The organism is Lysobacter sp. Root604 (assembly GCF_001427505.1).
Taxonomy (GTDB): Bacteria; Pseudomonadota; Gammaproteobacteria; order Xanthomonadales; family Xanthomonadaceae; genus Lysobacter.
Window position 1 is genome coordinate 958,919 of the sequence record NZ_LMGS01000009.1, and the last position, 12,730, is coordinate 971,648.

13 protein-coding genes are annotated in these 12,730 nt (G+C 68.7%); 8 read left to right on the top strand and 5 right to left on the bottom strand.

The genetic code is table 11. The features are described from left to right. Positions 1 to 135 precede the first annotated feature (135 nt). Positions 136 to 1,368: a D-alanyl-D-alanine carboxypeptidase family protein gene (locus ASD69_RS12470; RefSeq protein WP_056178286.1), complete on the top strand. Its 1,233-nt coding sequence runs from the start codon at positions 136 to 138 to the stop codon at positions 1,366 to 1,368. A 72-nt stretch (positions 1,369 to 1,440) separates the two neighbouring features. On the opposite strand, the gene ASD69_RS12475 is transcribed toward ASD69_RS12470, so the two are convergent. The 4 genes from ASD69_RS12475 to ASD69_RS12490 all read right to left on the bottom strand — a co-directional run bounded on the left by ASD69_RS12475 (position 1,441) and on the right by ASD69_RS12490 (position 3,656). Beyond that, positions 1,441 to 1,875: a hypothetical protein gene (locus tag ASD69_RS12475; protein WP_157499179.1), complete on the bottom strand. Its 435-nt coding sequence runs from the start codon at positions 1,873 to 1,875 to the stop codon at positions 1,441 to 1,443. A 167-nt stretch (positions 1,876 to 2,042) separates the two neighbouring features. Then, positions 2,043 to 2,678, bottom strand: a complete 636-nt coding sequence (locus ASD69_RS12480; RefSeq protein WP_082576457.1) for an HAD family hydrolase — start codon at positions 2,676 to 2,678, stop codon at positions 2,043 to 2,045. A 114-nt stretch (positions 2,679 to 2,792) separates the two neighbouring features. After that, positions 2,793 to 3,296 (bottom strand): hypothetical protein, encoded by a 504-nt coding sequence (locus ASD69_RS12485; RefSeq protein ID WP_056178290.1) that lies wholly within the window; start codon positions 3,294 to 3,296, stop codon positions 2,793 to 2,795. A gap of 156 nt (positions 3,297 to 3,452) precedes the next feature. Beyond that, entirely contained in the window at positions 3,453 to 3,656 is a 204-nt protein-coding gene (locus ASD69_RS12490) for a hypothetical protein (protein ID WP_056178292.1), read from the bottom strand. A gap of 81 nt (positions 3,657 to 3,737) precedes the next feature. On the opposite strand from ASD69_RS12490, the gene ASD69_RS12495 reads away from it, so the two are divergent. The 6 genes from ASD69_RS12495 (at position 3,738) to ASD69_RS12520 (ending at position 11,369) form a co-directional block, all read left to right on the top strand. Next, positions 3,738 to 4,016, top strand: coding sequence for a DUF493 family protein (locus tag ASD69_RS12495; RefSeq protein ID WP_056178294.1), 279 nt, complete (start codon positions 3,738 to 3,740; stop codon positions 4,014 to 4,016). Beyond that, positions 4,016 to 4,696 carry a lipoyl(octanoyl) transferase LipB gene (gene lipB / locus ASD69_RS12500; RefSeq protein WP_157499216.1) on the top strand — a complete coding sequence of 227 codons (681 nt, stop codon included), beginning with the start codon at positions 4,016 to 4,018 and terminating at the stop codon, positions 4,694 to 4,696. The genes ASD69_RS12495 and lipB overlap by 1 nt, the downstream gene beginning before the upstream one ends. A gap of 221 nt (positions 4,697 to 4,917) precedes the next feature. Then, positions 4,918 to 5,952, top strand: coding sequence for a lipoyl synthase (gene lipA, locus ASD69_RS12505; RefSeq protein WP_056178299.1), 1,035 nt, complete (start codon positions 4,918 to 4,920; stop codon positions 5,950 to 5,952). Positions 5,953 to 6,032: 80 nt separating this feature from the next. After that, positions 6,033 to 7,946: a S41 family peptidase gene (locus ASD69_RS12510; RefSeq protein ID WP_157499180.1), complete on the top strand. Its 1,914-nt coding sequence runs from the start codon at positions 6,033 to 6,035 to the stop codon at positions 7,944 to 7,946. A 229-nt stretch (positions 7,947 to 8,175) separates the two neighbouring features. Next, on the top strand, positions 8,176 to 10,362 hold the full coding sequence (locus tag ASD69_RS12515) for a carboxy terminal-processing peptidase (RefSeq protein WP_157489391.1): 2,187 nt from the start codon (positions 8,176 to 8,178) through the stop codon (positions 10,360 to 10,362). A gap of 161 nt (positions 10,363 to 10,523) precedes the next feature. Then, a complete protein-coding gene (locus tag ASD69_RS12520; protein ID WP_235567205.1) occupies positions 10,524 to 11,369 on the top strand; it encodes a methylated-DNA--[protein]-cysteine S-methyltransferase in 846 nt (281 codons plus the stop codon). A 181-nt stretch (positions 11,370 to 11,550) separates the two neighbouring features. Here ASD69_RS12520 and ASD69_RS12525 read toward each other — a convergent pair whose 3' ends face one another. After that, positions 11,551 to 12,051 (bottom strand): Lrp/AsnC family transcriptional regulator, encoded by a 501-nt coding sequence (locus tag ASD69_RS12525; RefSeq protein ID WP_056178304.1) that lies wholly within the window; start codon positions 12,049 to 12,051, stop codon positions 11,551 to 11,553. A 111-nt stretch (positions 12,052 to 12,162) separates the two neighbouring features. Between ASD69_RS12525 and ASD69_RS12530 the strand changes: the two genes are divergently transcribed. Then, positions 12,163 to 12,690, top strand: coding sequence for a GNAT family N-acetyltransferase (locus ASD69_RS12530; RefSeq protein ID WP_200943991.1), 528 nt, complete (start codon positions 12,163 to 12,165; stop codon positions 12,688 to 12,690). The last annotated feature ends 40 nt before the right edge of the window (positions 12,691 to 12,730 follow it).

Below are 12,730 nucleotides of genomic sequence, written 5' to 3' on the forward strand. Positions count from 1 at the left end.
CGGGACGGCCGCATCGAACGCACGGGGAGGGCGCAGGCCCGGCCCCGCCGAACTGGAGCGCCCCGGACGCGCGGCTCCAGCCTAGAATTCCCAGCCCAAGCCGGCACGAGACCGGCTCCCCGGAGTAGTTGAACGATGAAAGCCCGCTTCACCCCTCGCGCCGCCGCGCTTGCCGCGTTCGCCGCGGCTTGCCTGGTCACCACGACCGCCGGCCTGGTCTTCGCGCAGTCGCCCGTCCCGAAGCCCGCCGCGGCCCTGCCGCCGGCCAGCGATTCGCTGCCCGTGCCGCCGCCGCCGGCGATCAAGGCCAGCGCCTGGGTGCTGATGGACGCCGCCAGCGGCAACGTGCTGGCCGGCGAGAACATCGACACCCGCGTCGAGCCGGCCAGCATCACCAAGGTCATGACCAGCTACGTGATCGCCGCCGAGCTCAAGGGCGGCAAGATCAAGGACAGCGACCAGGTGATGATGACCGAGAACGCCTGGCGCAAGGGCGGCGCGGCCACAGACGGCAGCTACTCGGGCTTCGAGGTCAACAAGACCGCGCCCCTGGTGGACATGGAAAAGGGCATGGTGGTGCAGTCCGGCAACGATGCCGCGATCGCCCTGGCCGAGCACGTCGCCGGCAGCGAGGACGCCTTCGCCGCGCTGATGAACCAGTACGCCGCGCGCATCGGCATGAAGAACTCGCACTTCATGAATCCGCACGGCCTGTCGCAGGAAAACCACTACTCCAGCGCGCGCGACCTGGCCCTGCTCGGGCGCGCGCTGATCCACGATTTCCCGGTCGCGTACTCGTACAACAAGATCAAGGAACTCAAGGTCGGTCCGATCCTGCAGTCCAACCGCAACCGCCTGCTGTGGCGCGACCCCTCGGTCGACGGCATCAAGACCGGCCACCATTCCGGCGCCGGCTATTGCCTGATGGGCTCGGCCCTGCGCGGCGACCAGCGCCTGATCTCGGTGGTGATGGGTTCGACCTCCGACGACCAGCGCACCGTCGACAGCCAGGCGCTGCTGAACTGGGGCTTCCGCTTCTACGAAACCCACCGCCTCTACGATGCCGGCAAGTCCATCGCCAAGCAGAAGGTCTGGAAGGGCACCGCCGACGAAGCCCAGCTCGGCGTCGCCGAGCCGCTGCTGGTGACCGTGCCGCGCGGCAAGTACGCCCAGCTCAAGCCCAGCATGGACGTCAACAAGACCCTGGTCGCCCCGATCAAGCAGGGTCAGGCCGTGGGCACCGTCAAGGTCGTGCTGGACGGCAAAGTCATCGCCCAGCGCCCGCTGGTCGCGCTCAGCGCGGTCGAAGAGGGCGGCTTCTTCAAGCGCCTGTGGGACGAATTCTGGATGTGGTGGGAGTCGGAGTGATCCGGCTCTAACGCATCAACAACAAAGCCGGCGTCAGCCGGCTTTGTTGTGTGGGATGCGGCAAGGGTGGGGTCAGTGTTCCTGCGGCGTGGCGTCTGCCTGCGCTGCCTCTGCGTGGCGGCACGAGGCGATGGGCTTTTCGTTCTTGACCACCACCTGCCAGCGCCGATTGCTCATCTGGCTGTCATGCAGAGCCACCAATTCATAGCGGATGCACGGTGCCATTTCGATGGCGAAGGGCTGATAAGTGACATCGCCACGCCGTCCGGCCTTGGTGCTGGCGATGTGGAGCAAGTGAAAACCGGGCGCCACTTTGTACGAGCGTTTGGACTTGAAGTTCTGACTGCCATCGATCGCCAGAATCGTCACCGCGTACTCGTCAGGATTCGATTGAGTAACCGCGCCGATATTGACCTCCGACCACGTATCTCCTTCGGCGGCGATGGTTGCGAACGACAAGCAAAGCGCGAGCGTACCGACGACACCCGTCGCGACCGGACGAAACATGAAATTTCCCCTGAACTCTGAAATACGCGCGGATCATTTTAACGGGTTGTAGCGCGCCAGTCTCAGCTGCGGATCTGATGGCACTTTGCGTGCGTATGAAATCAACATCTCAGGATAGGGCGGAACTCGGAGTAAACGACCGCACCGCGGCATGTGCGTTGCTGCGCTCAGCCGCTTTCTGCAGGAGCGGCGTGAGCCGCGATCGCGATCCCAGCGTAGCGATGCGGCTGCGGACCGGAGTCGTCGCCGCCCGGCATTTCCTGCCGCGGCCGCTCCCGCCAACGTCGCTTCTCGATCCGGCGCACATTCGGCTCCAGAGACAGCCGATCTAGGTAGCGCATCAGCCACAGCAACTCGTCGTCGCCGTCGTTGCGACCCAGGTACTCCTCGACGCGGATCAGATTGCCGTAGTTGTACGCATGCTTGGTCGGCGTGTCGTCCACCGCGATGATGCGTTCCAGACGATAGCCGCGGCGCTTGAGCTTCTTCAGGCGTTTGCGGCTGAGGTATTCGCCGGTGGTCCAGTCGCGCGTGATCGAGCAACGTTCGCGGGCCCAGACGAAGCTCAGCGACTGGGCCGGGAACAGTTCGGCCACGATCGCATCGGCGTAGCGGCGCCCGGACGAGGTCCACACACCCACCTCGAAGCGGGCCAGTGCATAGGCGATGAACTCCGCCAGATGTGGACGACGGTAGATGTGATAGCCGCAGGCGCGAAAATCGGCCGCGCGATCGAGCTCGGTCGCGCTGGCGTGGAGCAGCGTTTCGTCGAGGTCCAACACGAGCAGATGGGCAGGCGTCATTGAGGAGCCGCCCGCGATGGGCGACGTATCAGGCGGTTCAGGCGAGCCTAGCAAACCGCGGCGCGCGCTACCCAGCCTGGTCGGCCCTCCGGCGCCGCAACGATGCCGAAACGGTCAATCGATCGGCCGGCGTGCCCACAGGTGCGGGAAACGCGAGATGTAGCGGCCGAGTGCGAGCAACAAGGGCAACCCGAGCGATAGCGTGCCGACGATCCAAACCAGTTGCGGTAGGGCCGACCAGAGTCCGGAGACGGCCCCCACCCTGACCTGGCCCACCAGGATCGTTAATTGCAAGCCGGCCGTGATCAGCATCAGGGGCCATGACACCGCCAGATGGCTGATCCATAGCCAGCGTGGCCCGATGCGCCGCACGCGGATATAGCCGTACATGCCCACCGCGCCCAAGCCCAGCAGCAACGGAAACGTGAACGCGACCAGCCGGTAAGGCGAGGTGGTCGAACCCGTCAGCACCAGCCGCAGCGCCAGCGATCCCAGCACCAGCGCCGTCAGCGCCACCAGCGCGAAGAGCAGCCACCATGCGGTGCTGGGCCGCTGCAGCGCGCCCGGTACGACGATGGCGCTGCGTGGGGCGGCATAAGCTTGTTCGATCGGGTCCATACGCAGGTCCAGGAGGATCGGCGCCAGCCTAACAAGCCTCATGTGCGCTTGCCGCAAGCACAGGAGCGCGGCGGCCGGCCAGCCGGCGCGAGCGCAATGACCATGCCGCTGGGAATCTGGGTATCCGAGTGCGCGATGCGGCGCTTGGCCCGATCGTCAGAACCGCAGGAAATACGGAATCGCCGCCAGTACCGCCCCGATCAGCACCATCGCCCAGTTGTTGGAGACGAAGTAGGGAAAGGCCATCAGGCCCAGCCCGCACAGCAGCGGCACCGGGGCGCCCTGGCGCTTGCCGTACATGAAATAGCCCAGGCCTATCGAGCCGAACAGCAAGCCCCACCACAGCGACGCTGTATTCATCCGACGAGCCTCCCGGAACCGGCCTCAAAGGGCATCCTACGCCTGCTTGGGTTCGGCCCCCTACGGACCCATAATTCGCGCATGGACATTCATTCCGACAATCCCGATCACGGCTTCCAGTTCCCCGGCACCTTCGAGCTCAGCGCCATGGGCACGGCCGAGGCCGGGCTGGAGCGCGAACTGCCGCGTCTGCTGATGGACGCCGGCATCGAGGTCGAGGCCGAAACCATCCAGTGGAAGCACTCCAGCAGCGGCAAGTACGTGTCGGTGCGGATCAGCTTCCGCGCCGCCGACCGCGCCCAATACGACCTGGCCCACCAGGTGCTGCGCGATCATCCGGAAGTGAAGTGGACGCTGTAATCGACGCGGTGGCGGCGGTGCTGGGCGGCGATCGCGGCCCACCGGTGGCGCAGCTGCGCGACCTGGGCCGTCAGCCCTACGAGCCGGTCTGGCGCGCGATGCAGGCCTTCACCGACGCCCGCGACGCCGACACCCCCGACGAGCTGTGGCTGGTCGAGCACGACCCGGTGTTCACCCTGGGCCAGGCCGGCAAGGACGAGCACGTGCTGATGCCGGGCGATATCCCGGTGCTCCACGTCGACCGCGGCGGCCAGGTGACCTACCACGGGCCCGGCCAGATCGTGCTGTACCCGCTGCTGGACCTGCGCCGGCTCAAGGTCGGGGTGCGCGAGTACGTGGACCGGATCGAGCAGGCGGTGATCGACACCCTGGCCGAGTGGAACATCGAGGGCGCCCGCAAGGACGGCGCGCCGGGCGTCTACGTGGCCGGGGCCAAGGTCATGGCCCTGGGCATCCGGGTCCGGCGCGGCTGCACCTTCCACGGCCTGGCCTTCAATATCGCCATGGACCTGTCGCCGTATCAGCGCATCAATCCCTGCGGTTACCAGGGGTTGCAGGTGACCTCGGTGGTAGACTTGGGTGGCCCGTCCGGGCTGGACGCGGTCAAGCCGGTGCTGGTGGACCAGCTGGCCCGGCAATTCGGCCTGACGGTGGAAACCGCCGAGCCGTCGAGCTTCTGATTTCCCTGCTTCCGTTCGCGGGAGCACGCTTTACGTCATTAGTTCCGCTAGTGGAACCAATGCTTGATTTCCATTCTCCCGCATGCGGGAGAAGGTGCCCGAAGGGCGGATGAGGGCGCGCGAATCCGCCAGCCGCCGCGATCGTCGCGGTGCCTGCCCTCACCTCAGCCCTCTTCCGCCCCAGGAAGAGGGGGCCAAACGACAAGAGTTCACGCAGCGCCATGACCGATCCCGCCTCCAAGACCATCCCGCTCACGGTCGTCAGCGGTGGCGCGCCCGACGCGCCGGCGGTGCTGCAGTCCACCACCATGACCCCAGGCGCCAAGCAGTTGGGCGGCGACAAGATCCAGCGCTCGCCGGTGCAGTTCGTCGACGCGCCGGTGCTGCGCAAGCCGTCCTGGATCCGGGTGCGCATTCCCTCGGGCAATTCGGTCGCCCAGCTCAAGGCCAAGCTGCGCGAGAACCGCCTGGTCACGGTCTGCGAAGAGGCCAGTTGCCCGAACATCCACGAGTGCTTCAGCCACGGCACCGCGACCTTCATGATCCTGGGCGAGGTCTGCACGCGGCGTTGCTCGTTCTGCGACGTCGCCCACGGCCGCCCCAAGCCGCCGGATGCGAGCGAGCCGGCCAACCTGGCCCGCACCGTCGCCGACATGGGCCTGAAGTACGTGGTCATCACCAGCGTCGACCGCGACGACCTGCGCGACGGCGGCGCCCAGCACTTCGTCGACTGCATCAAAGCGGTGCGCAGCGAAAGCCCGCGCACCAAGATCGAGATCCTCACGCCCGACTTCCGCGGCAAGGGCCGCATGGAGCGCGCGCTGGAGATCCTCAACAGCAATCCGCCGGACGTGTTCAATCACAACGTCGAGACCGTGCCGGACCTGTACGGCAACGTGCGTCCGGGCGCCGACTACCAGTGGTCGCTGACCCTGCTGCAGAAGTTCAAGGCCCAGCACCCCGAGGTCGCGACCAAGTCCGGCATCATGCTGGGCCTGGGCGAGACCATGGAGCAGGTCCAGGCCACGCTGCGCGACCTGCGCGCGCACGACGTCGACATGATCACCATCGGCCAGTACCTGCAGCCGACTCCGCACCACCACCCGGTGCTGCGTTACTGGACCCCGGAAGAGTTCAAGGAACTCGAGCTCTACGGCATGGCGCTGGGCTTCACCCATGTCGCCTCCGGCCCGTTGGTGCGCTCGTCCTACCACGCCGACCGTCAGGCCATCGAAGCCGGCTTCGCCGCCGCCTGATCGCGCGGTCCGGCGCTCGGCGCGCCGGGTATGATCGCCGGCGACGATAGGGAGTCGCCGGGGGACACCGAATGAATTGCTTGCGCACGAGCCTGGCGCTCGCGCTGCTGGGCTGCGCGCTGCTGGCGTCCGCGTCCGCGGCCGATACCGCGACCGCTACCGACGACGACGCCAAGCAGCGCGCGACGACGGTGGCGCTGGTGAGCGGCCTGTACACCGATAAACGCTACGCCTACCGGGCGCGCGCGCTCGACGACGCCTTATCCGCCGAGCTGTTCGATGCCTGGCTGGCGCAGCTCGATCCCGATCGCCTGTATCTGAGCGCCGCCGATGTCGCCGGCTTGCAGCGCTATCGCCCGCAGCTGGACGACGCGATCCGAGCGCGCGATCTGACGCCGTTCCTGGCCATGCGCGAACTCGTGCTGACGCGCCTGGACGCACGCATGGCGGCCATGCCGGGCTTGCTCGCGCGGCCTTTCGACTTCGACGCGCAGGACAGTTGGGCCGTCGACCGCGCCGCCGCGCCTTGGGCCGCCGATGCGGCCGCCTTGGACGCGCTGTGGCGACTGCGGCTGAAGAGCGAGGCGCTGGATCTGAGCCTGGGCGGACGCAATCCGGCGCAGATACGCAGCGCGCTCGAGCGGCGCTACGCCGCGCTCGCGCGCGCCGCGCATGCGCCCTCGTCGGAGGCGGTGTTCGCGCAGGTCCTCAACACCTATGCCCGCACCAGCGATCCCGGCGGCGACTATTACCCGCCCAGCGCCGCCGAGCGCCTGCTCGATTCGGCGCCCGGCACCGTCGGCGTCGGACTGTCGCTGAAGCGTGAGCGCGGCGACGAAGTCTCGCTGGTCTACCTCAGCGCGGGCGGCCCGGCCGTGCGCGCCGGCTTGCGCAGCGGCGATCGTCTGCTGGCGTCGGGCGAGGGCGAGACGGGCGCGTTGGAGGAGGTGGACGGCACCGATCTGGACACCCTGGTGACGCGACTGCGCGGCCGCCCTGGCAGCCGCGTGCGCGTACAGGTGCAGCCGGCCGGCTCCCTGCCGGGCGAGCCCACGCGCACCGTGGTGCTCGAGCGAGCGCGCGCCGGCATGGCGAACCAGCACGCATCGTCCAGCGTGATCGAGGCCGGCGGAAAACGCATCGGCGTGATCGTGCCGGGCAGTTTCTACGTCGATTTCGAACGCATGCGCAGCGATCCGAGCGACTACCGATCGGTCTCGCGCGACGTCGCGGAGCTGCTGCGTCAATTGCAGGCGCAACGCGTCGACGCGGTGCTGGTGGACCTGCGCGACAACGAAGGCGGCGCCCTCAACCAGGTGTCGGCACTGGCCGGCCTGTTCCTGAGCGCGCCGGCGGTGGTGCAGATCCGCGAGGGCGGCGGCCGCGTCGACCTGCTCGACCCGGCCAAGGGCGCGCTCTGGACCGGTCCGATGGCGGTGCTGGTCGATGGGCGCTCGGCCGCGGCTTCGGAAATATTCGCCGCCGCGATCCAGGATTACGGCCGCGGCCCGGTGATCGGCCGCGCGACCTACGGCCGCGGCAGCGTGCAGAATCTGGTCGACCTGGACCGCTGGCCGGGCGGGCAGGGACCGCGCCACGGCCAACTGCGTCTGACCATCGCCCACGCGTTCCGGGTCAGCGGGCAGCCGCTGGAGGGGATCGGCGTGACTCCGGATCTGGCGCTGTGGTCCGACGCCGCCGCCCCGGCGCGCAAACCGGGGCCGCGGATCGTCGCCGTACCGGGCTACCGGCCGGCGCCCGCGGCTTCGCGCCAAAACCTGCTGTCGGCGCACCAAACGCGTGCCGCAGCCGACGGCGAGTTCCGACGTTGGCAGCAGCGTCAGCAGGCCCTGGCCGCGCACGCGCGCGGTCCGGTGTCGCTGAACCTAGCCGCGCGCCGCGCCGAACTGGCGCGCCTGGGGCCGCCGCCGCAGGCCGATGCCGAGCTGGCCGAGGCGGCCGCGGTGCTGGCCGACGACGCTGCCGCGCCCTGACCGTCAGCCCCATACCAGCCCGTCCTGCGTTCATTTCGATGAGCGCCGGCGCGGCCTCGTAACGCTCGTCTAACGCTTGTGCTCGCGAACCTGAACGCCATCCGCCCCCGGATGCCCGAAACCGTTACCGCCGCGCGTGACAGGCACGGCAACTTTCGGCACTGTGGGCTTGTCCAATTCCGCTACATCCTCGACGCCTAGGCCAAGCTCGGCCATGAAGACACCCGCGATGACCGCCAAGACCACTTTGTTCGCCTTCATGCTGACCGCCCCGCTCGCGCTGCTCGCGCGTGCCGATGCGGGCGGCGCCCCGAACGCCCTGACCAACGCGCCGACCGCCGACCAGGCCACCGCCGCCAAGCTGGTCTACGGCGTGTTGTCCGACAGTCGCTACGCCTACCGTCCGCGCGCGCTCGACGACGCGCTGTCGGCGGACATGCACAAGCGCTATCTGGAATCGCTGGACGCGGGCAAGCAGTACTTCACCGCCCAGGACATCGCCAAGTTCGACGCCTACAAGACCAAGCTGGACGACGCCATCCGCGGCGGCGACCTGAGCCCGGCCTACGCGATCTTCGCCACCTTCAAGCAGCGCGTCGACGAACGCGTGAACTACGCACGCGCGCTGCTCAAGCAGGACATCTTCAGCTTCGACGGCAGCGACCGCTTCGAATACGACCGCGAGAAGGCGCCCTGGGCCGCCGACACCGCCGCGCTGGACACGCTGTGGCGGCAGTCGGTGCGCAACGACTGGCTGCGCCTGAAGCTGGCCGGCAAGAAGCCCGAGGACATCCGCAAGACCCTGGACAAGCGTTACCAGAATCTCGCCAAGGGCTTCTCCGAGCTCAAGAGCGAGGACGTGTTCCAGACCTTCGTCAACAGCTACGCCAACGCGATCGATCCGCATACCGACTACTTCACTCCGAAGTCGGCCGACAACTTCAACATGACCATGTCGTTGTCGCTGGAAGGCATCGGCGCGGTGCTGCAGAAGCAGGACGACGTGGTCGCGATCCGCGAGATCGTGCCCGGCGGTCCGGCCGGCAATTCCGGCAAGATCAAGGCCGGCGACCGCGTGGTCGCGGTCGGCCAGGGCGACAGCGGCGCGATGGAAGACGTGATCGGCTGGCGCATCGACGACGTGGTCGCCAAGATCCGCGGCGCCAAGGGCACCAAGGTGCGCCTGGACGTGATCCCGGCCGAGGCCGGCCTGGACAGCAAGCCCAACCGTCTGGTGCTGGTGCGCGACAAGGTGCGTCTGGAAGACCAGGCCGCCAAGTCCGAGATCATCACCATTCCGGCCGCGGGCGACGCTCCGGCCAAGCGCATCGGCGTGATCAAGCTGCCGGGCTTCTATCAGGATTTCGAAGGCCGTCGCAAGAACAACGCCGACTACGCCTCGGCCACGCGCGACGTCAGCAAGCTGCTGACCAAGCTGCGCGCCGACAAGGTCGACGGCGTGGTCCTGGACCTGCGCTACAACGGCGGCGGTTCGCTGGACGAAGCGATTGAGCTCACCGGTCTGTTCATCGACCGCGGCCCGGTGGTGCAGGTGCGCCAGTCGGGCGGCCGCATCGAGGTCAACGGCGACGACGATTCCGGTATCGCCTGGGAAGGTCCGCTGGCGGTGCTGATCAACCGCGGCTCGGCCTCGGCTTCGGAAATCTTCGCCGGCGCGATCCAGGATTACGGTCGCGGCCTGGTCATCGGCGAAACCACCTTCGGCAAGGGCACCGTGCAGAACATGCTGGACCTGGACCGTTGGCCGGCCAACGAAGGCCCGCGTTTCGGTCAGGTCAAGCTGACCATCGCCCAGTTCTTCCGCGTCAGCGGCGGCTCGACCCAGAACAAGGGCGTGGTGCCCGACCTGGCCTTCCCGGCCTCGGTCGACGCCAGCGAGTACGGCGAGAGCACCTACGACAACGCGCTGCCCTGGACCAAGATCGCGCCGGTGCCGCACGTGCGCTACGGCAACTTCGCGCCGCTGCTGCCCAAGCTGTCGGCGCTGCACGACAGCCGCGTCGCCGCCGACAAGGAATTCCAGTGGTGGTCGCAGGACGTGACCGAGTTCCGCACCGAGCGCGCCAAGAAGTCGATCACGCTCAACGAGGCCGAGCGCCGCGCCGAGCGCGATCGCGACGACGCCAAGCGCCGGCAGCGTCAGGCCGAGCGCAAGACCATGGGCCTGGACCTGGATCCGCTGGCCGACGACAACGGCGACGACGGCCTGCAGTCGAGCGAGCGCAACCTGGCCCAGGAAGTGGCGCGCGAGAAGGCCGCCGAGAAGCGTCCTGACCCGCTGCTGCGCGAGTCCGCGACGATCCTGGCCGACGCGGTGCGTCTGCTCAACGACGACCGTCAGCTGTCGGCGCAGGTGCTGCCGACCGCGAACAAGCCGGGGCACTGGGCCGACTGAGCCCGCCGCGACGGCGATGCATCGCGAAGGCGCGCCCCGCAAGGGCGCGCCTTCGTCGTTTCGGGGTCGGTGAACGGCCGCGAAACCCGCACTGACGCGGATGCGGGCGGGGTGCAAGAATCGGATATCGCGCCCGTGCCGGCGGCCCTAACCTGCAGGCCATGAACGCCATGACCCCGATCCGCGATCTCACGCCCCTGGACAAACTCGACCAGGCCCGCGCCTTGCTCGACGCCGGCGAGCCGACCCTGACCGATCTGGCCAGCGCCGTCGGCATCAGCGCCTCGCACCTGCAGCGCCGCTTCAGCGCGCGCTTCGGCATCAGCCCGGCCGAGTACCTGGCCCAACGCAAGCTGGGCACGCTGAAGTCGGCGTTGCGCGAAGGCAGCGACGTCAGCGCCGCGCTCTACGACGCCGGTTACGGCTCGCCCTCGCGCGTGTACGAGGGCGGCGCGGCGCGCCTGGGCATGACCCCCGCGCGCTACCGCGCCGGCGGCGCCGGCGAGCAGATTCGCTGGAGCCTGGCGCGCACCGCGCTGGGCACGGCCCTGGTGGCGACCACCGAACGCGGCGTATGCATGGTGGAACTGGGCGAGGACGCGGCGGCCCTGGAAGCCAAGCTGCGCGCCGAGTTTCCGCAGGCCCAGCTCGAGCGTGTCGATGCCGGCCGCGACGAGTTCCTGGCGCCGCGCCTGCGCGCGGTCGCCGACACCCTCGGCGGTCAGGCCCATGCGGTGTCGGTGGACCTGCTGGGCACGGCGTTCCAGAAGAAGGTGTGGGACGCGCTGATGAAGATCCCGGCCGGGCAGACCCGCAGTTACGCGCAGGTCGCCGAGGCGATCGGCGCGCCCGGCAGCGCGCGCGCGGTCGCGCGCGCCTGCGCCGGCAACCGCGTCGCGGTGGTGGTGCCCTGCCATCGCGTGGTGCGCGGCGACGGCTCGCTGGGCGGCTACCGCTGGGGTCTGCCGCTCAAGGAAAAGCTGCTGCAGCGCGAACGCGCGGCGTAGCCGGACTGGCGCAGGCAGGGCGATCGCGGCTCACGCCGCTCCCACAGGGAGCAAGTACGACGCGTCCAACCCAGCTTGGGCCTTCTGTGGGAGCGGCGTGAGCCGCGATCGCGTCACCCGCTCGCCGCCGCAGACATCGCAACTGCTAGCCACCCGGCTACCGCGCCCTGCGCATCCCCAGCTACTTGCGCCTGCGCGTCGCCTTCGGCGCATCGCGCGTCGGCAGCTCCAGACCATGCTTGACCACATCGAACACCAGATGGGTTTCGTAACGCCGGATGTTGCCCTCGTCCAGGAACAGCCGGTCGGCGACCTGGCGGCAATGGGCGACGCCGGTGGTGGCCAGGATCACCAGATAGTCCCACTGCCCGGCCAGCACGTAGCACTGCTGCACTTCGGGGGCGGCGCGCATGCGCGCGTAGAACGCGGCGTGGCGGCTCGCCGATTCGCGCTCCATCGTCACCCACACCGCGGCCAGGGTGCTGCCCAGGGCGATCGGGTCCAGCAGCGCGACCTGGCGCAACAGACCGTGTTTGCGATAGCGGGTGAGGCGGCGCTGCACCGCGCTGGGCGACAGGCCGATCTCGTCGCCGAGCGCGGTCAGGGTGGCCGAGGCGTCGCGCTGCAACAGCCCCAGCAATTTGTGGTCGAGTTCGTCGAGCGCGAGGGGGGCGCGGGCCATGCAAAAATTTTGCGTTCAAGCGGGCGAATTTTCAATCGCCTGTCTGCGCCCGCGGCTAGTCTGAATGGGTCGAATCACCCGAAGAGCCGCATGCAGCGCCTCGCCCCCCACTTGCCCCCAGTTCGCGCCGGCCTCGAGCGCTACGCCGTAAGCGTGGCCGCGCGCGCGGATATCGCCGCCATCCATGCCCTGATCCGCGAGCACGGTCCCAATCCGTGGAACTACCTCGCCGAGCCGGCGCTGTCCCAGCACCTGCGCGCGATCGGCGACGGCGTGGACGCGGTGCTGGCCCGTCTGGACGGGGCGCTGGTGGCGGCGATCACCTACGCCGACAGCGACGACTTCGCCTGCTACCAAAGCGCCGGCCGCGAACGCGCGCGCCACGGCTGCATCGGCGAGGCGGTCGTGCATCGCGACCATCGCGGCGCCGGCCTCGGCGCGCGCCTGCTGCGCGAGGCGATGGCGCAGTTGCGCGCGCGCGGTCTGCGCGAGTGCTATGCCGAACGACACGAAGAGAACGCGGGGTCGGCTGGCATGATGCGCAAGGCCGGCTTCGTCGTCGTCGATACCTTCCACGACCCCGTGCGCCGCAACGTCGGCAGCTGCCGCACCGCGGTCTGCGTGCACCGATCCGATTGACGCCGCTTCTCGCCCGCCACCGATACGCCCCTCTCCCTTC

Coding starts and splice junctions, on each gene's coding strand:
- ASD69_RS12470 (WP_056178286.1), top strand. CDS start 136: ATGAAAGCCCGCTTCACCCCTCGCGCCGCCGCGCTTGCCGCGTTCGCC.
- ASD69_RS12475 (WP_157499179.1), bottom strand. CDS start 1,875: ATGTTTCGTCCGGTCGCGACGGGTGTCGTCGGTACGCTCGCGCTTTGC.
- ASD69_RS12480 (WP_082576457.1), bottom strand. CDS start 2,678: ATGACGCCTGCCCATCTGCTCGTGTTGGACCTCGACGAAACGCTGCTC.
- ASD69_RS12485 (WP_056178290.1), bottom strand. CDS start 3,296: ATGGACCCGATCGAACAAGCTTATGCCGCCCCACGCAGCGCCATCGTC.
- ASD69_RS12490 (WP_056178292.1), bottom strand. CDS start 3,656: ATGAATACAGCGTCGCTGTGGTGGGGCTTGCTGTTCGGCTCGATAGGC.
- ASD69_RS12495 (WP_056178294.1), top strand. CDS start 3,738: ATGGACATTCATTCCGACAATCCCGATCACGGCTTCCAGTTCCCCGGC.
- lipA (WP_056178299.1), top strand. CDS start 4,918: ATGACCGATCCCGCCTCCAAGACCATCCCGCTCACGGTCGTCAGCGGT.
- ASD69_RS12515 (WP_157489391.1), top strand. CDS start 8,176: ATGACCGCCAAGACCACTTTGTTCGCCTTCATGCTGACCGCCCCGCTC.
- ASD69_RS12520 (WP_235567205.1), top strand. CDS start 10,524: ATGAACGCCATGACCCCGATCCGCGATCTCACGCCCCTGGACAAACTC.
- ASD69_RS12525 (WP_056178304.1), bottom strand. CDS start 12,051: ATGGCCCGCGCCCCCCTCGCGCTCGACGAACTCGACCACAAATTGCTG.